Annotated in this window: 18 protein-coding genes; 12 read left to right on the top strand and 6 right to left on the bottom strand. The window is 56.4% G+C overall.

Annotated features, from left to right (window positions below; genetic code table 11):
* Positions 1-58 precede the first annotated feature (58 nt).
* Together GOV79_RS12015 and GOV79_RS12010 are read left to right on the top strand one after the other, a co-directional pair.
* A complete protein-coding gene (locus tag GOV79_RS12015) occupies positions 59-1,798 on the top strand; it encodes a type I secretion system permease/ATPase (protein ID WP_170789949.1) in 1,740 nt (579 codons plus the stop codon).
* On the top strand, positions 1,795-3,111 hold the full coding sequence (locus GOV79_RS12010) for an HlyD family type I secretion periplasmic adaptor subunit (RefSeq protein ID WP_170789948.1): 1,317 nt from the start codon (positions 1,795-1,797) through the stop codon (positions 3,109-3,111). The genes GOV79_RS12015 and GOV79_RS12010 overlap by 4 nt, the downstream gene beginning before the upstream one ends.
* A 5-nt stretch (positions 3,112-3,116) precedes the next feature.
* On the opposite strand, the gene GOV79_RS12005 is transcribed toward GOV79_RS12010, so the two are convergent.
* Positions 3,117-5,168 carry a dockerin type I domain-containing protein gene (locus GOV79_RS12005; protein ID WP_170789947.1) on the bottom strand — a complete coding sequence of 684 codons (2,052 nt, stop codon included), beginning with the start codon at positions 5,166-5,168 and terminating at the stop codon, positions 3,117-3,119.
* Positions 5,169-5,324: 156 nt separating this feature from the next.
* On the opposite strand from GOV79_RS12005, the gene GOV79_RS12000 reads away from it, so the two are divergent.
* From GOV79_RS12000 to GOV79_RS11980, 5 genes are read left to right on the top strand one after another with little or no spacing between them, the layout of a single operon-like run.
* Positions 5,325-9,200 carry a beta strand repeat-containing protein gene (locus GOV79_RS12000; protein WP_237218013.1) on the top strand — a complete coding sequence of 1,292 codons (3,876 nt, stop codon included), beginning with the start codon at positions 5,325-5,327 and terminating at the stop codon, positions 9,198-9,200.
* A 58-nt stretch (positions 9,201-9,258) separates the two neighbouring features.
* Entirely contained in the window at positions 9,259-10,068 is an 810-nt protein-coding gene (locus GOV79_RS11995; RefSeq protein ID WP_170789946.1) for a SapC family protein, read from the top strand.
* On the top strand, positions 10,069-11,406 hold the full coding sequence (locus tag GOV79_RS11990) for a TolC family protein (protein WP_170789945.1): 1,338 nt from the start codon (positions 10,069-10,071) through the stop codon (positions 11,404-11,406).
* Entirely contained in the window at positions 11,403-13,550 is a 2,148-nt protein-coding gene (locus tag GOV79_RS11985) for a type I secretion system permease/ATPase (RefSeq protein WP_170789944.1), read from the top strand. The genes GOV79_RS11990 and GOV79_RS11985 overlap by 4 nt, the downstream gene beginning before the upstream one ends.
* Entirely contained in the window at positions 13,534-14,844 is a 1,311-nt protein-coding gene (locus GOV79_RS11980; RefSeq protein WP_170773358.1) for an HlyD family type I secretion periplasmic adaptor subunit, read from the top strand. The genes GOV79_RS11985 and GOV79_RS11980 overlap by 17 nt, the downstream gene beginning before the upstream one ends.
* Before the next feature lie 72 nt (positions 14,845-14,916).
* Here GOV79_RS11980 and GOV79_RS11975 read toward each other — a convergent pair whose 3' ends face one another.
* The 3 genes from GOV79_RS11975 to GOV79_RS11965 all read right to left on the bottom strand — a co-directional run bounded on the left by GOV79_RS11975 (position 14,917) and on the right by GOV79_RS11965 (position 19,071).
* A complete protein-coding gene (locus tag GOV79_RS11975) occupies positions 14,917-15,618 on the bottom strand; it encodes a response regulator transcription factor (protein WP_170785802.1) in 702 nt (233 codons plus the stop codon).
* Positions 15,618-17,531, bottom strand: a complete 1,914-nt coding sequence (locus GOV79_RS11970) for a PAS-domain containing protein (protein WP_408015518.1) — start codon at positions 17,529-17,531, stop codon at positions 15,618-15,620. The genes GOV79_RS11975 and GOV79_RS11970 overlap by 1 nt, the downstream gene beginning before the upstream one ends.
* Positions 17,532-17,595: 64 nt before the next feature.
* Positions 17,596-19,071, bottom strand: a complete 1,476-nt coding sequence (locus GOV79_RS11965; RefSeq protein WP_237218018.1) for a sulfatase-like hydrolase/transferase — start codon at positions 19,069-19,071, stop codon at positions 17,596-17,598.
* Here GOV79_RS11965 and GOV79_RS22345 point away from each other — a divergent pair.
* The 5 genes from GOV79_RS22345 to GOV79_RS11945 all read left to right on the top strand — a co-directional run bounded on the left by GOV79_RS22345 (position 18,991) and on the right by GOV79_RS11945 (position 23,228).
* Positions 18,991-19,188 (top strand): hypothetical protein, encoded by a 198-nt coding sequence (locus GOV79_RS22345; protein WP_237218023.1) that lies wholly within the window; start codon positions 18,991-18,993, stop codon positions 19,186-19,188. The two genes, GOV79_RS11965 and GOV79_RS22345, sit on opposite strands and share 81 nt — an antisense overlap.
* 129 nt (positions 19,189-19,317) lie before the next feature.
* Positions 19,318-20,442, top strand: a complete 1,125-nt coding sequence (locus tag GOV79_RS11960; RefSeq protein WP_170785795.1) for an ABC transporter permease — start codon at positions 19,318-19,320, stop codon at positions 20,440-20,442.
* 1 nt (position 20,443) lies between these two features.
* Positions 20,444-21,259 (top strand): ABC transporter ATP-binding protein, encoded by an 816-nt coding sequence (locus GOV79_RS11955; RefSeq protein WP_170789941.1) that lies wholly within the window; start codon positions 20,444-20,446, stop codon positions 21,257-21,259.
* Positions 21,260-21,264: 5 nt separating this feature from the next.
* Positions 21,265-22,581 (top strand): MlaD family protein, encoded by a 1,317-nt coding sequence (locus GOV79_RS11950; RefSeq protein WP_170789940.1) that lies wholly within the window; start codon positions 21,265-21,267, stop codon positions 22,579-22,581.
* A complete protein-coding gene (locus GOV79_RS11945) occupies positions 22,578-23,228 on the top strand; it encodes an ABC-type transport auxiliary lipoprotein family protein (RefSeq protein ID WP_170785788.1) in 651 nt (216 codons plus the stop codon). The genes GOV79_RS11950 and GOV79_RS11945 overlap by 4 nt, the downstream gene beginning before the upstream one ends.
* On the opposite strand, the gene GOV79_RS11940 is transcribed toward GOV79_RS11945, so the two are convergent.
* Positions 23,225-25,141 carry a vWA domain-containing protein gene (locus GOV79_RS11940; RefSeq protein WP_170789939.1) on the bottom strand — a complete coding sequence of 639 codons (1,917 nt, stop codon included), beginning with the start codon at positions 25,139-25,141 and terminating at the stop codon, positions 23,225-23,227. The two genes, GOV79_RS11945 and GOV79_RS11940, sit on opposite strands and share 4 nt — an antisense overlap.
* Positions 25,138-25,677 (bottom strand): RNA polymerase sigma factor, encoded by a 540-nt coding sequence (locus GOV79_RS11935; protein ID WP_170773347.1) that lies wholly within the window; start codon positions 25,675-25,677, stop codon positions 25,138-25,140. The genes GOV79_RS11940 and GOV79_RS11935 overlap by 4 nt, the downstream gene beginning before the upstream one ends.
* Between the last annotated feature and the right edge of the window lie 27 nt (positions 25,678-25,704).

The raw sequence follows: 25,704 nt of genomic DNA, 5'->3' as shown, positions 1-25,704 counted from the left end.
TTAACTGTCTTTGTGGTGCGTTAGAGTCAAAACAGCATTGTCGTCGAAAGTCCTATTCGTGAAGCCAGCAAGCCGTTTCTCTCAACCTCCACAACACGAGCTGCGCAAAGTTCGCAATCAGGGATCAGCCTTTCTGACGCTCGCCTTCCTGTTCAGCATCTTCGTGAATCTGCTGATGCTGACCGGACCGTTGTTCATGCTGCAGGTTTACGACCGCGTTCTGGGGTCGCGCGCGGTCGAAACATTGACTGCTCTTTTCCTGTTAGTGGCGCTTTTGTACGGGTTGATGGCAATGCTAGACTATGCAAGGGGCCGTATCGTGGCCCGTTTTGGTGCCCGGTTCCAGTCAACCCTGGACGAACGTGTGTTCGAGGCGACGTTACAACGATCTTTGAATCCTCAGGTCCGGGCTGCGCCTTCAACAGGTTTGCGGGATTTGGAAGCCATTCAAAACCTCTGCTCATCGCCGGTATTGTTGGCTGTGATGGACATTCCGTGGACACCGGTTTTCATGGCTGCCATCTTCCTGTTCCACCCGATGCTGGGATGGCTTGCCGTAGGCGGCGGAGCATTTCTGGTGACTATAGCATTGCTGAACCAAGCGCTGACACGGCGCAAGGTGGCCACGGCGCAATCGGCTTCGGCACAGGCGAATTCCTTTTCCGAACACGCGCGGCAAGCGGCGGAAATTGTACGCTCTCAAGGCATGCAGAAGGACATCATTCAGCGTTGGCAAAAACAACGCACCAATGCATTGCACCAGACAATCGCAGCCAGCGACTGGACTGGCAGTTTTACCTCACTGACCAAATCACTGCGACTGTTCCTGCAATCCGCTATGCTGGCCTTGGGAGCCTGGCTGGTTCTGCGCAACGAGTTGACACCGGGCGCGATGATTGCTGGCTCTATTCTGCTGGGTCGCGCGCTGGCTCCGATCGAGCAGACAATTGGCCAATGGGCGATGATCGAACGTGCCCGAACAGCCTGGGGGTCTCTGAACGAGTTTCTGGATTCAACTCCACCTGAAACGCCTCGTACCAAGCTGCCTGTTCCCGAGGCCCGGTTGACGGCCAAGGGACTAACCGTCATTCCACCGGGTGCGGAAAAACCAACTTTGCGCAACATTTCCCTAAACCTGGCACCGGGCAGCGCTCTGGGCGTGATCGGGCGCAGCGGTTCGGGCAAATCGACACTAGCCAAAGCCTTGCTGGGATTGTGGCATCCGGCGGTCGGCGAAATCCGCTTGGGCGGTGCGACGTTGGATCAATACGACCCGACCGATCTGGGCCAGCATATCGGCTATCTGCCGCAGACCGTGACCCTGTTTAATGGCACTGTTGCGGAAAACATCGCACGAATGTCGGAAAACCCGGACGCCGAGGCCGTGGTTGAAGCTGCCCGAAAAGCGAACGCGCATGAGCTGATCCTGACGCTGCCAAAAGGCTATGACACGTTTCTTGAAGGCAACGATAGCCAGCTTTCAGGTGGTCAAAAACAGCGGATCGCTCTGGCGCGCGCCCTCTACGGGGACCCGGTACTTTTGATTTTGGACGAACCGAACTCGGCCTTGGACGCCGATGGGACAGAGGCACTGAACACCGCAGTGCGCGGCTTCAAGGCAGCTGGGAAATCCGTGATAATCATGACGCATCGTCCGCAGGCAATTTCGGAATGTGAAAACCTGATCGTTGTCGAACGCGGGCAGATCATCAAGTCCGGTGCTCGCGACGAGGTGCTGGGAGCCACGGTCCAAAACGCGGGTGCGATCAAACGCGGCCTCAGTCAGGCGGGGGAATGATGCAAAAAAGCAGCTCTGATACTCGTCCTGTTTGGCGCATCACATTTCCGGCGATGGTGGGATTTGTCGCCTTAGCCATTCTGGTTGGCGGTTTGGGGATCTGGGCCGTTCAAACCCGACTTGCAGGCGCTATCATCTCGCAGGGGACGATCGAAGTTCAAAGCAACCGGCAGGTCGTTCAGCACCCCGACGGCGGCGTGGTCGGAGAGATTTTCGTGCGCGATGGTGACGAGGTTCAGCAGGGCGATCTGTTAATCCGGTTGGACGGTACTTTTCTGAAATCTGAGAAAATCATCGTAGAAACTCAACTGTTCGAGCTTTTGGCCCGCAAAGCCCGACTGGAAGCGGAACGTGACGGCATCCCGGCACAGGAGTTGCGCGCACGTCTGGACGAATTGGAACGGCAAGAGGCCATCGAACCCGAACTAGTCAGCGGCCAGCAACGTTTGTTCGAGGCCCGGTTGGACACATTAAATAAACAAGCCGAGCAGCTCGGGAAGCAACGCATTCAGACGGAAAGCGAGATTGAAGGTACGGAGGCTCAGCTTATCTCTCTGCGCCGTCAAGTCGAGTTGATCCGGGAGGAGCTGGAAGATCAGCAGAGCTTGTTCGATCGGGGCCTGACACAGGCCAGCAGGGTCTCGGCGCTGTTGCGGGAAGAGGCCAGCCTGACCGGGGATATCGGCCGGTTAGAGGCCAATATCGCCCGTTTGCGCGGGCAGATCGCGGCAACCGAGATCCAGATTGTCGAGCTGAAAGCAGCCCGCCGAGAAGAGGCGATATCGACCCTGCGCGATGTTCAGGCACAGATCGCTGAACTGGCCGAGCGACGCCTGTCCCTGACCGTGCGTCTGTCAAGGCTGGATATTCGCGCACCGGTGACAGGGGTCGTCTATGGCAGTCAGGTTTTCGCGTTGCAATCCGTGGTCCAACCCGCCGAGCCTATGATGTATGTGGTGCCCTTGGACACACCTTTGCTGGTAGCCTCGCGCGTGGACGCCATTCATGTCGATCAGCTGCACGTGGGACAGCCTGTCCTGCTGCGATTCACCGCGTTCAATCAGCGTGAAACACCAGAAATCGAAGGGCAAGTCATCAACGTTTCGGCTGATGCTTTTACCGATGACAACACCGGGCTGACCTTTTATCGCGCCGAAGTTGTACCAAATGAAGGACAGCTTGGCCGTCTGAACGGTCAGGAACTGCTCCCCGGAATGCCCGTCGAAACCATGATTAAAACAGATGAGCGTACGCCTCTGTCCTATCTGGTCAAACCATTGTCGGACTATTTCAACAGGGCGTTCCGGGAATAGAGCGGCTAGGCCTGTTCAATATTGCCAAGCAGGATAGTGGTCATATCTGCGGTGATCACGTTGTCTACGGCAACGATATCGACCCCTGTTTCGTAGGACACATTGTTCGGCGTGATGCCGCTGAGATCCGCATCATCGTCCAAGAACACCCATTCCGGCGAATGTGGGGTAGATTGCCCAACAGAAACCTGCAAAATCGCCAGCGCGTCCAACGCATTTACAGTGCCGTCTTGCGAGATGTCGGCCGCAATCAGATTCTCGGCCGAGGCCGGTCCCCATGTTGGTTCAAGCCCGACGGAAATACGCAAAACCTGAAGCGCGTCTAGAGCATTGATATCGGCACTTGCCGTTGAATAGCCCTTGATCACGTCAAACTCACCCGAGAACATCCCAGGAGGGAGGTCAAGGTCGAATACACCATTCTCGTCCGCGCGCACGGTCAAAATGCCCCCGCCTTCGAGCGCTAACTGGATTTCTGCATTCGCCAAAGCCGGATTCTGCGTTTGGGAATCGATCGAGATATCGCCCAGAACACCATCCGAGCTACCGGGGTCCAGGCCCCCCAAAGTCCCCAGGTCCACGGGTATATGATCGGGGCCACCAAAGCCCGCGCCGAATACCTGTTGCTCGGACAATGGACCTCCCGCAGCGGATATGAGTTCGACCGTAGTGTCCAGAAACTCTATCAAGGCCCCCTGACCTGTAGCTGTGAATGTAAGTTGATCCGGTGTGCGCAGCAGTGGGAAATCGAACATGTCCAGACGGTCTGTACCCGCCTCGAAATCAGTAATGATCACAGGGGCGCTGCCATGCTGCATGACGAAAATATCCGCTCCGGCCCCACCGGTCATCTCTGTGGCTCCGGCACCGGCGATCAGGATGTCATCTCCCACCCCACCCGACAAATTCGTGTCGAGGATACCTCCGTTAAGCATGTCGTTTTGATTTGTGCCAGTGATCGTGCCAAACCCTTCCTGCACGATCCCCAGATCAGAGAGGTCGACTGTCAATTGCGTCAGACCACCATCCTGTTGTGAGGAGGCAAATATTTGCAGCTCATCCCCGACATGAGCCGTGATCACCGTCTCAACATTCTGTAGTCCGGTGTCCAACGTGTCGGCAAAACTGTCCAGGTAAACCAGTTGCCCGCCCGGTGTCATCGTGAAAAGTGTGACCCCGTCATCGCCTCCCCCAGCCACTAAGAACACATGGCCGTCCACCTCGATGACGGACATGTCCTGAAGGGTTTCGAACCGCGTGTGCAACGAATCCAACACGTGATCCGTGGGTACAAGCGAACCCGAGGCATCCAGCTTCATCAAGCTGATGGAATTGCTCTGCGCCCCGGCGACGACGACCCATGACTGACCGTACGCTTGCACCACGTCAACCGCGGTAGGCACTGCAATGCCCAGTTGGTTCAGCGCATCGCTGTTATCAACTTCTGACAGTCCCCCCGTGGCGGAATCCACTGTGTAAATCGCGATGGAATCCGTCTCTGCATCAGAGGCCACCACGACATTCTCACTGCCAAATTGAATGACCTCCATCGAGTCGGCGCGACCGGCGATGGATCCCGACACCGTCAGACTTCCGTCCGGATTCACTAGATAGGTCGAGATTTGACCCGTATCTTCATGGGCCAAGGCCAGCACTCCACCCGTCTCAACCGAGTATTGCACAAGCGCGGCAACATCTCCGCCCCCGATCAGACTGTCGGTGGTCTGCAACGTTCCGACAGTTCCATCTGGATTAAGTGTGTATCCTACCAATCCCGTGGCCAAATCGACATCCAGAATCAGTTGGTCACTACCGGCAAGCGTCACGAGCTCGGCACTATTGCCTATTTGTTGCGAAATCGTCCCGCTGTAATATTGAATGTCTTGCTGTTGCGGAACAATGCCTTCTAGCAACTTCCAAACCGTGATGCCACCTCCAGGGCCCGTCACGCTGTATAGAAACGTGTCCCCGTTAAACTTTTTTAAAGCCGTATCGCTGATACCTGAATCGAGCGCTACGCTTCCCGTTGCAACCACGCCTTCGAACTGAAGCATCATGTCAAATCACCCCGTGCCACACTTGGCTTCAATGAAAGGATGATCTGATGCCCGGTCCGAAACCAAAGCACAAATGTGGTGAAAACGCGAAGTTCGGCATCAGTTTAACTCAATTTTTTCTGGTCCGACCGCATGAGTCACTGGAGGGCAAGACAGATGAACAAGAGCTGGACCCCTCGGGCGGACGCGGACACCACATGTGAGGGTAAGATGACCAAGGACCACGATTCCAATCGCCACGCGAACAACCCCGTGACCGGGGTCGAGGGCAAAGCGCAGATTCGTCGTTGGCTGGATGACAAAATGCGCCGCTGGGCAGGTCGGGGTCTTGCAGGTGGGTTGGGCTCAACGCTGATGGCGCTGCCTGCTCTGGGGCAAGCCACGATCGAAGAGCTTTACGCCTTTCAATTCGCCGAAACCATCCCGGGTGTCAGATCGGTCAAACTGCTGAAAGATGGCGATGTCCTGGTTAAATTGGCGAACGGGAAATCGATGATCGTGGCGTCAGAGAACATCCAGATTCTCGATAGTGGTGCAATCATGATCGCGGAAGATATCGTGGCTGAGATTGCGCAGTTCAGCCTGGCCGCAGAAGCGGGCGGCGCGGCTGCCGCAAGTGGCATCAGTGGGGTTGGCGCTGCCGCACTAGGTGGACTTGGTTTGGCCGGGGCGGCCGCTGCTGCAGGCGGCGGGGGCGGAGGCGGGGGCGATGATCCCGCTCCAGCACCAACATATCCCCACCTGAATTTGGCAGGAGCCCAATCCAACGCGCTGAGCAGCACCGCACTAAATTCGGTCACGCCCGATGGGACAACAGATATAGAAGTGTCGATCGGATCCGTTTCCGTATCGGTGGTGCCCGAACCAGACGGAAGCTGGAACGTTGCACTGACACCCGACCAAGCGGCAAACCTTCCCCAAGGTGTCAACACCGTTACGATCCGTCATCTTGACGGCGACGGGAACGAACTGGCGGTCGAAAACGTGACCTTCAATGTCGATACAATTGCTCCGACGCTGGCAATAACCGATTTCTCGCACGGCGCGGTTTTGAACGCCATTGAGCAAGGAAACGACCTTACCGTATCCGGAACTTCGGACGCTGAAAACGGGCAAACCATCACGGTGTCCGTCAACGGACAAGTCTATTCAGCCACGGTGAACGCAGGCCTATGGACAGCGACAATACCAGCGGCAGACCTGTCAGCTTTGCCAGATGGAACAACTATTTCGGTAACAGCAGATGTGACAGACGCTGCGGGCAACCCTGCGCCACAGGCAACAGGCAGCTTTGAAACGGATTTCACCGCGCCCACGTTGACCCTCAATCCGTTAGCTGGCGGATCCATCGACCTGATTGACGTAGGGAGTGACCTTAATATTACCGGGACGACCACGGCTGCCGATGGCGAAATAGTCTCGCTTGACTTCAATGGGCAGGTCTACACGGGCACCGCATCCGGAGGAAACTGGACTGTCACAATCCCCACCGCGGACCTAAGCGGACTGTCGACCGGCACACCTGTCGCAATTGGCGTTTCAGTAGCAGATGCGGCTGGCAACATTTCTACCTTGGTCAACGCATCTATTCCGGTCGACTTGACCGGGCCATCGATCTCGATCGCAACCCTCCCCGTTGGCGACGCACTGAACACGGCGGAAGTGACATCAGACCTGACAATTTCCGGGACGACGGCAAATGTTCAGGATGGTCAAACCGTAACCGTCACACTGGACGGCCAGACCTATACAGGTACGGTCACAAGTGGAGTATGGAACGTTACTATCCCTGCATCCGATCTCGGCGCATTGACCGATGGCGGAACATTTTCCATCACAGCAGATGTGTCTGACACGGATGGATTGATAGCACCGCAAGCCAGCACGGCCATCGTCAAGGACGTCACCGCGCCGACACTTAGCATCGACAGTTTTTCGGCTGGCGCTGTCATGAATGCATCCGAGAGGGGTACGGATCTGACAATCACTGGCACCACCAACGCCGAAGACGGGCAAACGGTCACCGTCAATCTCGGAGGCCAATCCTACACCGCTACGGTATCTGGCGGCGCATGGACAGCAACTGCTCCTGCGAGTGACGTAGCCGCCCTATCGGACGGCGCAACCATCGCCGTCACCGCTGATGTTTCCGACGAGGCCGGAAACCCAGCTGTACGAGCCACAAGCAGCTTTGACACCGACTTTTCCGCACCCTCAATCAACGTGACTTCACTTTCGGACGGGCCTGTTCTGAACTTCGCAGAACTTAGTACCAACCTCGTGGTTTCCGGCACCTCCGATGCGGGCGACGGAGCTGTCGTTTCCGTCCAAATTGTCCGGGGGGATGGCACCGTAGACGTCGCAGGGACCGCCACTGTAAATTCGGGAAGCTGGTCGTTTACCGCGCCACCTTCTGACCTGACTGAATTACAAGACACGGAATCCTACACCGTATCCGCCTCTGTTTCCGACACGGCAGGCAATACCGCATCCGACATCAGCACTTTCGATACCGATTTTTCAGCGCCTGTCATAGCGATTGACCCATTAGCTGTCGGATCTACGCTGGACATCGCGGAAAGGGGCTCGGACCTGACGGTATCCGGCACCACGACCGCTGAGGATGGGCAAACTGTTACGGTCTCTCTGAACGGTCAGGACTATGTCGCCACGGTTGCTTCGGGAAGTTGGAGCGCGACCATCTCTTCTGGAGATCTCGGCAGCCTGGCAGACACAACAGCCTTCACCATAAGCGCAAATGTCGCTGATTTGGCAGGCAATCCGGCGACACCGGCGACGGCAGCGATAACGACGGATTTCCGCCCGATACTATCCTTGAATTCCACGGGTACCAACGGAGCGGTCTTGCTCGCAGACGCGCAGAGTACGGGACTCACAGTCTCTGGAAGTTCGATAGGTCTTACAGCAGGACAGACTGTTAGTGTAACCCTGAACGGAACACCTGTGGGGACAGCCTCGGTTGGCGCAGACGGGACATGGTCTTTGCCGGTCTCTTCAAGCGACTTTGCTGGTCTAAACGCTGGTGACGACCTCACTTTTCAAGTTCAGGCAACAGTTACGGGTGGGCCGGATCCCGCACCTACAACAGATACAACAACCGCGTATTTACCCGCCGCATACACAATCTCGGAAGTCAGCAACGATGGTTCTTCAGTGATATTCCAAATTCACGCCGACCCGAACCGCGATATCTCGGGCGGGCTGGCCGTCACAGCAGAAATCGGATTTGATCCGGCCGTTGTCACAATCAACCCTACCTCCATTTCCGAGAACAGTGATTTCGGGCTTTTCCTGACCAATCCAGTCGGAGCATCAGCTGTCAACATCGCGGGGGTCGCAACGACCTATTCGGACCTGTCACAACCCGTTGTGACATTTACCGCGGCTGTCGTTGATCCTTCCAAACCAATCATTCTGACCATAGACACGCCCGACGGTGGTCCTTCGGTCTACCAATTGGGCAGTGGAGGAGACGATACGCTCACCGCAAACGCCGTCGACAATTTCCTGCAAGGTTTCGGAGGAAACGACACCATAGACGTATCGAACGCAGGGCGGGATGTCGTGGTCTTCGAAGCTACGCCAGCAGCCAACGGCGTGGACACCATTACGGGCTTTACGCTCGGCGCAAAGGCTGAGGTCACAGATGCGATTATGTTCAATGGGTTCGACACTACCACACTGCGGGGAGACGGAACTAATTTCGAAACCCTGGAACTGGGAGACGCCGTTGGCACAAATACTGGTTTCGTGGGTCTTACGACCGTTTTGGTAGATTTGAGCGCAGGCACAATTGAAAACGCTGTCGAGAGTTTGAGCGATCTGCAAGCGGGTGACGAAATCTATGTCATGGCCACAGATGGCGATGACAGCGTGTTGGTCCATGTCGAATACAGCGCAGCAAATGCAGCATCGGTTGAAACAGTTGCAGAATTCACAGGGCTGGACGACCTAAGCGGTTTGTCCCCCGACAATATCCTGCACACCGACCCAACTGGCGCATCCGCCTGATCCAACGACACCGCCGAATTTGAAAATCGGCGGTGTCTTATATCCGCATGAGGTGAATATGTCACAGAACGGTCAGTTTCCACTGACGTTTTCGAGGTACCAAGGAAAATACTGGAAACGTTTTACCTCTTTTCGCTTTGCGCAAAACCTCACGGAATGTCCGATCGTCGAGAAAGAGATTCGTCAGGTTGCGGCGGCTTTTCCGATCGTGTTTCGGCGCGCGGGCACTGAAATTCACCCCTTTGCTTTGCTGAGTCTAAGCGGCGCCCGCACCCCTTTCGTCTCAGATGATGGGCGATGGTTGGCAGGCTATGTTCCATCCGATTTGCGCTGTCCTCCTTTTCGCTGGCGCACCAGTCAAGATCCGGCCAAGCAGGACTTGAACGCAGAGGGGCTTTTGGTCGACGAGTCACTGGGGTTTGTAGGTCAGGAAGGAGAACCCTTCTTCAATGCCAGCGGTGATCTAACGCCTGAACTGCGCCAGGTCTTTGGCTTCTTAAAAATGCGGGCTCAAAACGAACAGAAAACCGCAGCGATTTGCAATAAATTGGATACGTTTGACTTGCTGCAATCCGCCGGAATGCACGAAGGAATCGAATTTCCCGAAGGTATTCTTATCGTAGATTCTGGAAAGCTGGCGGCCCTGACCGACAAAGACAAATTGGCGCTGATCAATGATGGAACGCTGCGGCTGGTTCACGCCCATCAAGTGTCGTTGTCTCATTGCGCTTGGCTGGCAAGCGCCGAGCGAAATCTGACAACTTGTCAAGTCCAAACCTCGTACACCGAAAATTCAGATCTATCGGGTTTCCTCGGCGCAATGGCCCTCGCCCAATGGAACGAAATTCAAAAAAACGGTAGTTATTAAATGCGGCTATCTCCTAGAAGACTGGTCCTTTACTTCATCCTCTCAGGCTGGCTTACCGCTTGCGCTTTCGGACCGAATTTATCTTATGTCGACTCGTCTCTTTCCGCTGGTGCAGTCGGTCGCGGGGCCACTGCTCCTTCACTGACCCTGCTTCGAACGTCTTTTGGGCAACGCGTTAAGCAGGCGGTCGAGGACAACCCGAGCCTTGCGGAAAGTGAAAGCCGCTATAAAAGAGCTACCGCAACCGAAGAAGCGGCACGTGGAGCTTTTCTTCCCCAAGTAAATCTCGGTCTCAGCGCTCGATCGCAACGATCCGATTCCGACCTTGCGAATTTCACGCCCTACGTTCGTATTTCCCAACTCGTCTATGATGGCGGGGTCGCCTCCAGTGAGCTAATCGCAGCAAAAGCGCGCGTCCTTGAAAGCAGGGGAGACCAACTGCAAACAGGGTCCGCAATAGCTCTTGCAGCAATCGAAGCATACGTTTCGGTTCTCAGCCGTCGTGAGATTTTCGACATTTCAGTTCGAAACGTCGAAGTTCACGAAGATATCCTGCACCAGATCACTGAAAGGTCCTCTCTTGGTGCCGGATCAACGGCGGATGTCATGGCGGCGCGATCTCGAATGGCGGATGCGCAGACACGCCTCGCAGATGCACGCGCCAGAATCGACCGTGCCGAAGCGCAATTCCGCGACATCTTCGGCCAACAGGCCGGGGATCTATCGAAGCCGGCAAAGGCGCCGAAGCTGACGCGAACAGACGCGGAAATTGTAGTGAACAGCCCTCAGGTCAGACGAGCAGACGCGGCCTTATTGGCCGCTAAGGCAGATTTGACAGCGGCTTTGGCACGCCGTCGTCCGGGCGTCGAATTGGCTGCCTTTGCAGACCGCGACGATGACGATGATACAGATTTCGGAATTGACCTGTCCGTGAACTATGAGCTGGATAGCACCGGCCAGCGCCGCGCTTCGATTTCTGCCGCTGAAGCCAGAGTAAGCGAAGCCGAATTCGCGCGCGAGACGCTGATACGAGATATCCGGCGCGAGCTTGACTTTATTCGCTCTGACCAGCAAGCCGGCGCCAAGCGACTGCAAGCTGCCAAGATCGCCGCGAAGGCAAACGAAGACAGCGTGGAGGCAGCGCAGGCGCAATTCACCATAGGTCGGCGTAGTCTCATCGAAATTCTCGACGCCCAACGTGACTATGTAAACGCTCAGGAAAGGCTGATCCTGGCAGATCAGAATTTCTTTTTGACGAACTATGCTGCGCTCAGTTTGACAGGTGACATTTTGGACCTTCTCGGCCTTGAGGTCGTGACCCAGGGGGCAAGACAATGACACAACAACAAATTCTGATTGGGCCGTCCAAAACGTCTGGGCTTGAAACGTGTTTTTTGCATGTTGCAGCTCATCTCGATCGTCCACTTACAAGCGCTGCATTGAATGCCGCACTAACCGGAGACGGCGGCGGGCTGACCATTCACGACCTGCTCGAGGTGGCTCAGAATGCTGGGTTGCAAGCCGGTTATGGGCGTTGGGCGCTCGGGGATTTGGACAGTAGTTTTACGCCCGCAATTTTACTTCTGACAGATCAACACGCCGTCGTCTTTCACGGTTTTTCGGAAAACGGCGATCTCCTGATTTTTGACCCAAAGATGGGAAACGAAATAACCGAGATCGAAGGGGCTAAGTTGGCAACGATCTACACTGGCTACGCGATATTGTTTCGGCGCGTGCACAACGAAGATCACAACAGGACATTCAGACCCGAGACCGGTCATTGGTTTTGGTCGGCCATTGGTTCAAACCGCTGGTCCTACGCGCAAGTTGCGCTTGCGGCTGCGGTGGCAAATTTGCTCGGGCTTTCCACATCTGTCTTTATCATGGTGGTCTATGATCGAGTGCTACCCAATGAAGCAACTGAATCGCTGATCGCATTGACCCTTGGTGTCGGTCTAGCACTGGTATTCGACTTCTTCCTGAAACTGTTGCGCGCCGGGTTTATCGACCGAGCAGGTCAAAAATCGGACAGGATGATGGGACGACGCATTTTCGACCACCTTCTCAACATTCAGATGAAATCCAGAACCGGATCGACGGGCGCTATGGCCAGCACAGTTCGCGAGTTTGAAACGCTGCGCGAGTTTTTCACCTCGGCAACCTTGGTTGCTGTCGTTGATCTGCCTTTTGTCGCTTTGTTCGTATTCGCCATCCACCTTGTTGGTGGCCCTCTTGCCATAATACCAGCCATGGCAGTGCCAATCGTGTTGCTTTCGGGGCTGGCCGTGCAACCGTTTTTGTCCCGGTTGGCCGAACAAAACTTTTCCGGAGGGCAATCCAAACAATCCGTTTTGGTCGAAACGGTTTCGGGACTTGAAACCATCAAAACGACGGCCGCTGCCAATCAGATGCGTTGCCGTTGGGAAGGTGCGGTCGAACGGCAGGCATCACACAGTGTAAAAAGTCGAGCTATTACTCAATTGGCTCTGAACCTGACAGGGTTCACTCAGCAAGCAGCCCAGGTCTTGATCGTGTTCTATGGTGTCTTTCTGATCACCGAAGGGGCGACCAGTATGGGTGCCCTTGTCGCCTCGGTCATGTTAACCGGTCGGGCTCTCGCCCCTTTGGGGCAACTCGCGCAAACGTTGACACGCGCAAATCAGGCGCGCAGCGCGTACCGCAATCTGAACGCGCTGATGGAAGCAGAAAGCGAGCGTCCCCAAGGGAGGACATGGATCACCCGTGGCACTATTGAAGGACGTATCGCATTTAAGAACGTCTCGTTTTCTTACCCTGGTCAAACCCGTGACACCCTCAGCGATGTGTCCTTCGAAATTGAAGCTGGCGAAAAAGTCGCAATTCTAGGCCCCATCGGGTCGGGCAAAAGCACTATCTCGCGGCTATTGCTGGGTCTCTACCAGCCCCGCGCAGGGTCAGTGATGCTGGATGGTGTAGACATCCGACAAATTGATCCAGGCGACCTGCGGCGCAACATTGGTTCAGTGCTTCAGGACATATGGCTGTTTTCGGGAACGATCCGTGAGAACATTGCCAGTGGCACGATCAGGCCGCAAGATCAGGACCTAATTGACGCAGGGCAAGTTGCCGGAGTGGAAGATTTCATCGCCGACCATCCTGGCGGTTATGACCAGCCTCTTGCCGAACGTGGCGAGGGATTGTCCGGCGGGCAACGCCAAGCCATTGCCTTGGCACGGGCTTTGATTGGCCGTCCTCCGGTACTTTTACTGGACGAACCCACGAGCGCGATGGATGTGAAAACCGAGGCTGAGGTCATAAAGCGCCTGCATAGCGCTACCAAACGCGACACGATGATTATCGTGACCCATCGCACCAGCCTTCTGGCGCTTGTTGACCGGATTATCGTGATCGAAAACGGACAGGTTGCCGCAGATGGGCCAAAATCGATTTTGACACGGCAGCCACGCCCCAATGGGAGGCATCTGAATGTCGCAGCATCCTGACTTTGCATCATTGGCCAATGAAATAAGGGGGCAATCTCCTTGGCGCGGTTCTGTGTTGTTGTTTGCAATTCTGGCTTGCCTGCTGACAGTAGGGTTCTGGGCGTATTTTACTGAGTTGGACGACGTCACACGCGTGGACGGGCGCATCGTTCCATCAGCCAATGTTCAACTCATCGACGCCACAGAATCCGGCGTATTGCGATCGCTGCACGTCAAAGAAGGCCAAATCGTGGATGAGGGCACTTTGTTGATGGAGTTCGACACCACGCAAATAGACAGCCAACTCAATCAGGAACAACAAAGGGCTTTTGGCTTGATGGCCAGAGTCCACCGGTTGCAGGCGGAAATAAACGAAACCGAATTGCGATTTGCGCCAAGGCTGGTCGAAGGCGCGCCGGAAGTCGTCAGATCGGAAGCGGCCCTATTTGACGCCCGGCAATCCGAGTTGAGATCTGAGATCGCGATCCTGGAGCGACAACGACAACAACGTCACCGGGAATACGAGGAAAGCTTGGTTGATCAGGTAACTGCCGACGAAACCTTGCAAATCCTGGCAGAGGAACGCGCCATCATGACACCATTGGTCGAACAGCGCATGGAACCCGCGACGACACTGCTGACGTTGCGACGAAATGAGGCCGAATGGGAGGGGCGGCTTACACGGGCTGTTGCGATCACGCATCGCTTGAAAACCGGGCTGGATGAAATTGACGATCGGATTTTAGCAGCGCAAAGCCGGTTTCGAAGCGCAGCATTGACCGATTTGGCGATCACCACGGCAGAACTTGCGACCCTACAACCTCTTTTACCGGCCCTTAAGGATCGTGCCGAACGTGCCCAAGTCAAATCCCCAATGCGCGGCGTGGTTAATCGGATCTACCGTACTACGATCGGAGGGCTGGCCAGAAGCGGAGAAGAGTTGATCGAGATTATCCCTCTCGACGATCGCTTGCTGGTCGAAGCCTATGTAAAACCGGAAGATATCGCCTTTCTGCGCGCAGGGCAGCCGGTCAAAGTAAAGATTACGGCCTACGACTTTGCCCGTTATGGTGCATTGGATGGCCAGATCACGCGGATTGGAGCCAACACCATCACCCGGTCCGAGCGAAATGACGAAGAGGTTTTTGTCGTCGAAATTCAGACCAAACACTCGATTTTGGATGCCAATGGTGTAGAAGTGGAAATCATCCCAGGCATGATCGCAGAAGTGGATATTTTGTCGGGCAAGAAAACCGTGCTGGACTACGTTTTGCGTCCCGTCGTCAAAGTCAAAGACCAAGCGTTTCGCGAATAGTCCCGTCTGAAAGCCTCCGCATCTCATGTACAAACTGGGCAGCGGGGTCTCGACGACTATGAGACCGTCCGATCAGGCCCACTCAACATCCCCCAGAAAAATATATCCTGCGCCATAAATCGTCTTGATCAGACGCGGGTTTTTAGGGTCTTCACCCAGCTTCGTCCGCAGCCGAGATATGCGCACATCCATGGCCCTGTCAAAACTGTCACCGGCTCCCCCACCCAGCGCCTCTTGCATCTGAGCGCGGCTGATCAAGCGTTTAGGACTTTCAAGAAACAGTCGTAGAACTTCGCCTTCCGCATGGCTGAACGAAGTTTCCGCACCATCCTCGTTCTCAAGGATGTAGCGATCGAAATAAGCCGACCAGCCGTTAAAGCGGGCCGTATCCGACTGCACGGCCTGTACCCGCGGCGATCGCAATCGGGCGCGGATACGCGCAACAACTTCGGCAGGATCAAAGGGTTTGGTGATATAGTCATCGGCCCCCAATTCAAGCCCTGTGACGCGGTCCTGAACTTGCGCTCGGCCGGAAATGATGATGACTGCCGCGCCTTGCTCCAACGCCAACCGGTGCACCAGCGCCAAGCCGTCCGTGTCGGGCAGGGACAGATCCACAAGGCAGACATCGGGTGTGGCGCGTTTTAGCGACGCCTCGAATTCGCGGGCTCGGGCGAAGCTTTGAGTCCGGAACCCGGCATCTTCCAGGGCATCGGTCAGGATGCGGCGGATTTCAGGTTCGTCATCGACGATGGTGACCAATGGCTGTGTCATCAAGCAACCTCGGATCGGAGAAGGGCGGAAAGTTGTGCCCGCGTAAAGGGTTTGCGCAGAACAGGGGCGCGCGTCAGAGCTTCGCGGTGTAACGGGTCGGAATATGGCAGGGATGTCATCAGGATTGTTGGTAAACGTGACCGCATCCGTGTCAGCAAGTCCAAACCGGTTGCATCCCCTTCAAGCCGAATATCTGACAAAACCAACGCGATGTCGTTCAGGTCACTGGTCAAAGCCAGCGCTTCGTCGGCCGAGGTGGCTTCGATTACAGTGAACCCCAGATCAATCAGCATATCGCGAAAGTTCTGGCGCAAGGCATCGCTATCTTCGACCAACAAGACCAACCCTTCCTGCACCGGCGGCGCGGGACGATAGGGCAGCCGCAGAACGACGGATGCACCGGACGGCGTGTTGCGCAGGCTCAGATCGCCGCCTGCCAGTTTCACCGTGTCATAGACCATTGGCAGCCCCAGGCCCGATCCTTTGTCGCCCTTGGTGGTAAAGAACGGGTTCAGCGCCTTGTCCAGCGCCTCGAGCGAGAAACCGGGGCCGGTATCGGACACCGCAATTTCGATCCAGATTGTCCCGATCGTATGTGCGCTGATCGTCACCTGCCCCGAGCCGCCACAAGCATCGCGCGCATTCAGAACCAAGTTCAACAATGCGTCCTGCACCATGCCCGGATCCAGCATCAGCGCCTCATCGGGCAGAGTATTCACCACCGAAAGACCCACGCCGCGTGGCAGAGAGGGTGAGGCAAGGATACGCAAATCCTCTAACAAACCTCGCATATCGGTTGCCTTGGGCTGCGGCGTTCTGCTGCCGGTCATGTCAGCGATGCGGTTTAGAAGCTGGCCGCCTCGGCGCGCCGTCTGTTGCGTGGCGGCCACCAGTTCTCGGGCGCTTTCAGGCAGATCCATCTTTTGCAGCCGCGACTGTATGCCCAGAATGATCGTCAACAGGTTCGAGAAATCATGCGCCAGCCCGCTGGTCATCTGGGCAGCCATCGCCCGACGACGTGTTTGTTGCAGTGCGACTCTGGCCTGCGTTTCTTCGGTGATGTCCACCGACATGACATAGACGCCTCCTTCGCCATCTGGCGTGAACGAGACCCGAATGCGACGGGAATCCTGATCCTCGTTAAACTCGAAAACCGAGGGTTCTCCGCCATAGGCATTTTGCAAATGCGCTTCGACCCGGAGATATGTGGCCGATCCCAACGCTTGCGAAATATGCATCCCAAGTATATCGGACGGACGGCCAGGCAGTACGGTGCTCAGACGGCGGTTCGAGTAGTCATAGCGTCCCTCAGAATCCAGATGCGCGATATGGGCTGGCATCATTTCTGTCGTCATCCGGGTACGGGCTTCGATCTCGGTCAACTGTCGCTTGGCTTCCTCTAGCGCCGAGATCGTCGCAGCCAGTTTCCGGTTTGTTGCTGTCAATTCTTCGGCCCGGTCCAGAAGTTGTTCGGACAATTCCTCGGATCGGGCACGCAACAGGGCCTCAGCCTGTTTGGTGTTGGTTATGTCGGTATAAACGGCGACCCAGCCACCTTTAGGAAGCGGTGCCCCCTCGACCGAGATCACCTGCCCATTGGCCCGCACGCGTTCCATATAGTGGGGTTCGAAAGCAAGTGCCTGTTGGACACGCTGTTCAACGATTGTATCGACATCGGCTACGTCGCCATATTCGCCAAGTTCGGCAAGATATCGGATCGTGTCATGAAAGAACGCGCCGGGCTGGACCAAGCGATCCGGCAAATCGAACATTTCCTGAAACGGACGATTACTGACGACCATCCGCAACTGGCTGTCATAGATCGACAGCCCCTGACCAATCAGGTTTAGGCCTGCGGTCGTCATGGCCTTTATGTTCTTGTCAGTTAAGTCCAAACCCGTCCTCCCCGACATATGCGTAGCACCGGATCTTTCCCAGGTGTAGAGGGCACAGGCGCGACATTCGCGCCGGTGCGCGTCAATAGCGGGTTTGCACCTTCGGTCCATCCGAGGTGATGGAATGCAAGGACAGCGTATGATCCGTATTGCGCATCCGGTGACGTAGCATCTGCCGCCCCAATCGCGCCAAATCAGCCGCATAGACCGGATCGTTGGCTACGTTTTGCATTTCACCGGACTGTTGGTGATCGAACAGAATGGGCGGCAAGTCGGCGGCAAATTCGACCAAAGTAAACCGCGCGTCGCGCAAGATGGACAGGTTCGAGTCGCTATGGCCGGTTCCAAGCTTCTGTTGCCACAGAGTATTTGCTTGCGGGTCTCCGAAATCCAGTTCGCTGTAGGTATAATTGCGCCAATCTTCGGGCGCGTCCCCCGTCAGCAAGGGCAGCAATGACCGTCCGTCCATCGCATTGGGCGGCGTCCGGCCAACCCAGTCGAGGATGGTGGGCGCAATGTCAATGGACTCGGTCGGAACGGTCACAACCTGACCGGCCTGTGCCTGATTGCCCGGCACCCGAATGATCAGTGGCGTATGATAGGCGGCGTCAAACACCGTCATTTTGCCCCAGCTATGATGATCGCCCAGCATCTCGCCATGGTCTGCGGTCACTACGATAAGCGTCTGCTCATACTGGCCACTGTCTTTCAAAAACTGGATAACTCGCCCAATATGGTGATCGACCTCTGTGGTCAGGCCCAGATAGACGGACCGCAATGTCTGAATATTCTGATCACTCGGTTCGACTTCATCGAACCCCAACACAACGTCTCGTGCGCTATGGCGGTCTATGGTCGGCTCAAAGAACGGGTGCATGGCGCGATCTTGCGCCTCGTCTGCGTGCCGGATCGGCAAAGGCAACGCGGCGGGATCATACATGTCGTTATAGGGCGACGGGGCCACCAGCGGCGGATGCGGCCGGATATAGGTCAAATGCGCAAACCAGCCCTGACCGGCCATCGGCGCCATATGGTTCAGGAAGCTGTCCGTCAGAAAGGCTGTGTCGCTGTCCTCGGCCCGATAAGGTGCGGGATCGTTCAGCCTTGGCGCGCCACCGTCGGGTGCGGTTGGCTTGTGAAGATCCCAATAGTCCTGAAACGCATAGCCCTTTTGCATCAGATGGGCGCGCCAAGGATAGGACTCCTCCAACCGCATCTCCAGCACTTCATCAAAACCAGGCATCGGATGCTCATAAGATTTGAGGATCGGGTCTGACGCATCATAGGCCCTTGGGTCCGCCGAAGTATCGGTATAGCCGAACAACATCGGGCGATACCCCGCCTTTCGCATTTCCGATGCGATGCTGGGCGTGTCATGCCGCAGCGGCGTTCCGTTGCGCACAGACCGGTGGTTCATCGCATATTGCCCGGTCAGGATAGATGCCCGTGACGGCCCGCAGGGATTGGCGACTGAAAAATGGCGGTCAAAGCGGACGGCATCAGCTATCAACGCCCTGAGATTCGGCAGCTCGATACAATCCGCCAGAGCGCCGCTCAGACAATCTGCCCGAAGCTGATCAATAACAATGAAAAGGACATTCCCCGACTGCGGCATGTCAATTCTCTCAAACCCGAATTTAACCTGCGGCCACACTGTCCTGAACAGGTGAATTGAGCAATAGGTATAGACCACGCGCAATCAGGCTTTGGGGCTTGTCGCATTCACGACATGATGCAGGGACAAAATTGCTTCTTCCCAAAAAATTACATTGCAGCCCCACACTGTTTTACATCACATACAGCCATGACGCGACCTAGCCTGAATTCGGAAACAAGCGCCGACGGCGTTTACCTTCGGGTGTCCGGAGACTTGCTGACTCAGACACTCAGTAGCGTCGAACAGAGCTTTGCGGCGTATAAGCCTGACGATAGCAATCTGATCATTGATCTGTCTGGAATCCAGGCGCTGGACACCAGTGGGGCTTGGGTGGTTGCCGACCTTGCGCATAGGGCGAAACTGGCCGGAGCCGAGGTGCGGTTTCAAGGGGCGTTGCCCGCGTATTCCGACCTGATCGAGACGGTCACACGCAACATCCCCGAGGATCCGGAATCAGAAGACACTAGTCGCAGTTTCGCAGATTGGATCGAAAGTCTGGGCAAGCGGACTGCAGGAGGGTGGAAAGACACGCTGTCGATGCTGGAATTCCTTGGGATGACCCTGCACCGGTTGATGCGCACCCTAATGATGCCTCGACGACTGCGCGGTGCCGCGCTTGTGTCGCAAATGGAGGAAACCGGCTTTCGCGCCATTCCAATAGTCGCGCTGATGGGCTTTCTGATCGGGGTGGTTCTGGCGTTTCAGGGCGCAACCCAGCTGAAGCAATTCGGAGCCGAGATCTTCGTGGTCGAGTTGATCTCGATCTCGGTCCTTCGGGAACTGGGCATTTTGCTCACGGCCATCATCGTGGCGGGCCGCTCTGGCTCGGCCTTTACGGCCTCGATCGGGTCGATGAAAGTGCAAGAAGAGATTGACGCGATGAGGACCCTCGGCCTGGATCCGATCGAAGTTCTGGTCATACCCCGCGTCATGGCATTGCTGGTCATGCTGCCCATTCTGGGGTTCATTGCCAATATGGCGGCCCTGATCGGCGGCGGATTGATGAGCTGGATTGATCTGGGCGTCAGCCCCGGCATGTTCGCCACGCGTCTGAAGGAAAACACCGGCATCTGGCAATTTGCCATCGGCATGATCAAGGCCCCGTTCTTTGCGCTTGTGATCGGGGTGATTGCCTGCTGGCAGGCGTTACAGGTCAAGGGCTCGGCCCAAAGCGTTGGGCAGCGCACAACGGCGTCTGTGGTTCAATCCATTTTTATGGTGATCGCCTTGGACGCCTTGTTTTCCATCTTCTTTTCGGTGATGGGTGTCTAACATGGACGGGACTTTGCCGCAGCACAGCCAAAAGGCGGACACACAGCGCGAAGCTGTTATCCGCGTGCGCAACCTGACCAACCAATTCGGCCCTCAGATCGTGCATCAAAATCTGGATTTAGATGTCTGGCGCGGTGAAGTTCTGGGCATCGTTGGCGGATCAGGCACCGGGAAATCCGTTCTGCTGCGCACGATCGTCGGGCTAAACAAACCGGCCGCTGGCAGTATCGAGGTTCTGGGCGTCAATGTTGTGAACGGCCCCGAACAGGAACGCCGCCGGATTGAACAGCGCTGGGGCGTTGCGTTTCAGGATGGCGCGCTGTTTTCCTCTCTGACCGTGTTGCAAAACATCATGGCGCCGCTTCGCGAACACACGGGCCTCAGTGAAAGCCTGATGTGCGCATTAGGAAACCTCAAGATCAGCCTTGTCGGCCTGCCACAATTTAGCTGCGGCAAGTTTCCGTCCGAATTATCCGGAGGGATGCGTAAACGCGCCGCCCTTGCACGTGCGCTGGCGCTGGACCCCGAGATTGTCTTTCTGGACGAACCCACCGCCGGTTTGGACCCGATCGGGGCCGCCGCCTATGACGATCTGATCGGCGAGTTGCAACACGCGCTTGGGCTGACCGTTTTCATGGTAACTCATGATCTGGACAGCCTTTATGCCATCTGTGACCGGATTGCCGTACTTGCAGAAAAACGCGTCCTGGTTGAAGGTCCGATTGAAGAAATGACCAAAGTCGATCATCCTTGGGTGCAAGAGTATTTCACCGGCCCAAGGGCACGCGCGGCACAAGAAAAAGGGCTAGGCAGGTAACGGCAATGGAGACCCGAGCAAATTATATCCTGATCGGTGCCTTCACGCTTGCGGGCATTCTTGGTGCGTTCGGGTTCTTCCTTTGGCTCGCCAAATTCGAAATCTCGCGCCAATACGCGTATTATGAGGTGCTGTTCGACAATGTCTCGGGCCTCTCCGCCGCCGGTGGGGTCAGCTATAACGGGTTGCCCGTCGGACAGGTCATTTCGCTGGAGCTGGATGAGGACGATCCTTCGAAAGTACGAGTCCGTCTTGAGGTGGACGCGGAAATCCCGGTGACATCCGAAACTATTGCGCAATTGCAATCACTTGGGGTGACCGGCGTTAGTTTCGTGGAACTGACCGGTGGATCGTCAACCGCAGAACGCCTACCGCAGAACAGCCTGATCCAAAGCAAACGCAGCGCCATTCAGTCCCTCTTCGAAGGCGCGCCTTTGTTGATGGAGAAAGCCATCACCCTGCTTGAAGACATCAACGAGGTTGTAGACGATAAAAACCGGCAGGCCGTGTCCGATATTCTGGCCAACGTCGCCTCGGCCACCGGGCGGCTGGACAAGACTCTGTCAGATTTCGAATCCCTCTCGGCCGATCTGGGCGGCGCTGCCCGAGAGATTTCGGACTTCTCCAAACGCCTGGATCAGCTCGCCGATACGGCCGAGACCACTCTGACCACCGGAACCGATACACTGAATAGCGTCAAGACGGCCTCTGAATCCGCTGCCGCCGCGCTGGATAGCGCCAAGACGACTTTTGAGACCGCAGACCAGGTTATCCAGCAGGATCTGAGGCCGTTTATTGACCGCGCCTCATCTCTGGCAGAAAATCTGTCCGGCCTGTCAGATGAAGGCAGCGTGGCGCTTGCGACTGCCACGGAAACCTTCCTGAATGCCAACGAAACACTGGGCTCTATCACCGGTGCAATGGACACCGCAAAAGGCACGCTGACATCTGCCGAGAGCGCCTTTGATTCAGCCAATCGCGTGATCAACGAAGACGTGGGCGCTGTCATGGCCGACATCCGCAACGCCGCCAATCAGGTAGCAACCACTGTCACCAGCGTCACCGACAGGCTGGACGAGATTTCCAAGGATATCCTCAGCGCGTCGGAATCGGCCTCGAACCTGTTGGGAACGATTGACGGAATCGTCCAGGAAAATCGCCGTCAGATTTCGGATTTCATGCGCGTTGGCCTGCCCCAATTCACCCGGTTCATCGAGCAATCCCAACGATTGGTGGTCACTTTGGATCGGCTGGTCGATAAGGTTGAACGTGACCCAGCGCGGTTTCTGCTGGGCACTCAAGCATCGGAGTTTCGCCAATGATCAGGTTTCTTCCTTTCGTTCTGGCGGCAGTGGTTCTTGCTGGATGCACCGGGCTGGGTACGTTGCAACAGGCGTCAAAGCCCAACGACCTGTATCTGCTGACGCCTAAAAGCACGTTTTCATCGTCGCTGCCACGCGTACAGAAACAGATCGTTGTAGAAGAGCCGACCGCAACGGCGGCGGTCAATACGGATCAGATTGCGATCCAGCCTTCGCATCTGCAAGTACAGTACCTGTCCCGCGCGCGTTGGGTCGACCGAGCTCCCCTGATCGTGCAGGCGCTAATGGTTGAAAGCTATGAAAACAGCGGCAAAGTGGCCGCGGTTGGACGGTCCACTGTTGGCCTTCGAGCAGATTATGTCATCGTCCCCGATCTGCGCGAGTTTCAGGGCATAGTCGTCAGCGGCACAGATGGCGAGTCGACCGTTCGCATAGAAGTGCGCATGAACATCAAGATAATCGACGAGTTCGAAGACAAGATCATAGCGTCTGGTTCGTTTCAGGAAGCCGTGATTGCCGAAAGTGAACAAACCCCGGATCTGGTCAACGCTTTCGATATCGCCCTGGGCAAAACCATGCGCGACGCGGTCGAGTGGAGCGTTCGAAGAATACACACACACTCAACCAATAACCCAAGGTCGTTCTAATCGGCCAAGGACTGGGCCAGGCGCATCAACATGATTGCCTCGGCCCTGTATCCAAACGGATCGTCCCCCCGTGCCGCCGTGGCCATATCGATGGCTTGCGGATAAGACCAATTGCCCAGATATTCACCGCCCCGCAGCGCCTGAGCGTATCCCGCAATCGCGTGGGAAAACGCGACATCGTCCGTCACAACGCCCTGGTCGAAACGAATAGGGTTTTCGATCAACTGGCTGCGGTCCGATCCGGGTTGCTTGTAGCGCAATTTGAAATATCCGATCTCCTTGTCCGTATCCGCGACCACCTGAGACGCGCCATAGCGCAAGGGACCATTGCGGATCGCGTCGGAGCCGACAGGTGTGACTTCGTAAATCGCAGTCACACTGTGCCCTGCCCCGATATCGCCTGCATCGATTGCATCATTGTCAAAGTCCTGACGCTGAAGTGCCCGCGTCTCATAGCCAATCAGGCGATATTCGGCGATTTGCGCGGGGTTGAACTCGACCTGAATTTTGACGTCGTTGGCAATCGGAAACAGCACGCCGGTCAATTGATCGACCAGCACTTTACGCGCCTCGCCCAACGTGTCGATATAGGCCGCCTGCCCGTTCCCGTTCTGCGCTAAGGCCTGCATCGTGGCATCATCCAGATTGCCGCGTCCAAAGCCCAAAACGCTCAGATAAGTTCCGCTGTCGCGTTTCCGAGCGATGAAGTCCTTCAAAGCCTCCGGATCCGACAGCCCCACATTGAAATCACCGTCCGTTGCCAGAATGACCCGCGTCACCTCGCCATCCGACGCAATCTCCTCGGCCACCTGATAGGCCTGTTGCAACCCGGCTTGTCCGGCGGTCCCGCCTCCAGCCTCGAGCTTATCCAGCGCCGCCAAAATCTTACTCCGCTCGGTGGCCAGGGTCGGTTCCAGCACCTGCCCTGTATTGCCCGCATAGGTCACGATTGAGACCTGATCTTCAGGCCCAAGTTCCGACAGCAACAGCCGGAAAGACTGTTTAAGAAGCGGCAGCTTGTTTGCATCCTGCATCGAGCCTGAACTGTCGATCAAAAACACAAGATTCAGGGGCGGACGTTCGGCAATCTGGGGCAGCGCGCCCTGAATACCGATATGCACAAGCTGCGTTCCCGCGTTCCAAGGCGTCGGGCTGACCGTGATCGTCGGACGAAACGGGGCCTCACCATCGGGTGCCGGATAGGCGTAGGGGAAGTAATTCAACATCTCTTCCACCCGCACCGCGTCTTTCGGCGGCATCTGACCATTCAACAACGAGGACCGGACAATTGCATAGGATGCCGTGTCCACGTCGATCGAGAAGGTCGAAACTGGGTTCTCGGCCGTGACTTTCAGTGGATTGATATCGGCGTTTGCGAAGGCTTCTGTGTTCGGAGTTGATGCGACTACGACGTCGGGTGCAGCCGGGGCGATCCGGGCAACCTCGGCGACATTATCTCGACCGAGGCGAACCGTCGGCTCGCTGTTTGCACCTTCCGCGCGCTTGCTCAGCGCCTGCGGGGCAGCGGCGATAGCGTCGGCAAATTTTTCCTCGGCTTGTGGCAACGGCTGAGGGATAGTTGCCGGTTCAACAACCCGGCTTTCGATCTGGTCCGTCACGCGCAGCGGGCCAGTTTGCATCTGCGGGACAATAAGCACCAATGCGATAGCCCCAAGGGCTGTTGTAGCGGTCAGAACACCACGGGAAGTCAGGGAATTCAGCATGAAAATCGCTCCTTCTGTCAGGCGGGCTACTGGGCCACGCTTGACAGTGGGACGTGCGCCGACGCGAGATCCTTGGGCACGCGCAAAAGATTTTCGTGCCCGGTCCAGATTATTCGCCCGGCGTGCGCTGTCGGGGGCGGGTGTTGCCGCATCCATCAGCGATTTGAGATGGTCAAGATCGTCGGTCATTGGTCCAATTCCTCTTGCCGCATGGCCCGCAAGCGCTTTCGGATGTCCGACATACGCCACGAGACCGTCCCTTCAGACACGCCCAGAACCTCAGCCGCCTGCGCGTGGGTCATCTCTTCCTCAAGGGTCAGGGCAAGCGTCTCCTGCAAATCCTGCGGCAGGCTGCGCATTGCCCTTTGCAACCAATCCACGGCCTCGGCGGCCTCGGTCGCTTCGGCCCGACGCATCTGTTCGACGTCGCCCCACCCTGCTGCGGCGCGACTGTGAGAAGTGGCGCGGCGACGCGCATCCTCGGCTGCATTGACCACCACACGATAAAGCCATGTGGTGAACTTGGCCCGCGCCTGAAAGGCCTGGACTTTCAAAGGAAGCGCCGCGCAGATATCCTGCGTCAGGTCCTCAGCCTGATCCGCCCGCCCGGTCAGCCGGAAACACAGCCGGAAAATCCGGTCATAGTGGCGCCGCAAAAGAGAAGCGAACGCGTCCGCGTCGCCTTTTGCCGCCGCCCGGGCCAGATCCTCATCCGATGTTTCCATACGCATCACGATGAGTAAGACGGATGG

Origin of the sequence: Ruegeria lacuscaerulensis (assembly GCF_013034745.1) — a bacterium.
GTDB lineage: Bacteria > Pseudomonadota > Alphaproteobacteria > Rhodobacterales > Rhodobacteraceae > Ruegeria > Ruegeria lacuscaerulensis_B.
This window is presented reverse-complemented; position numbering and strand designations above follow the sequence as displayed.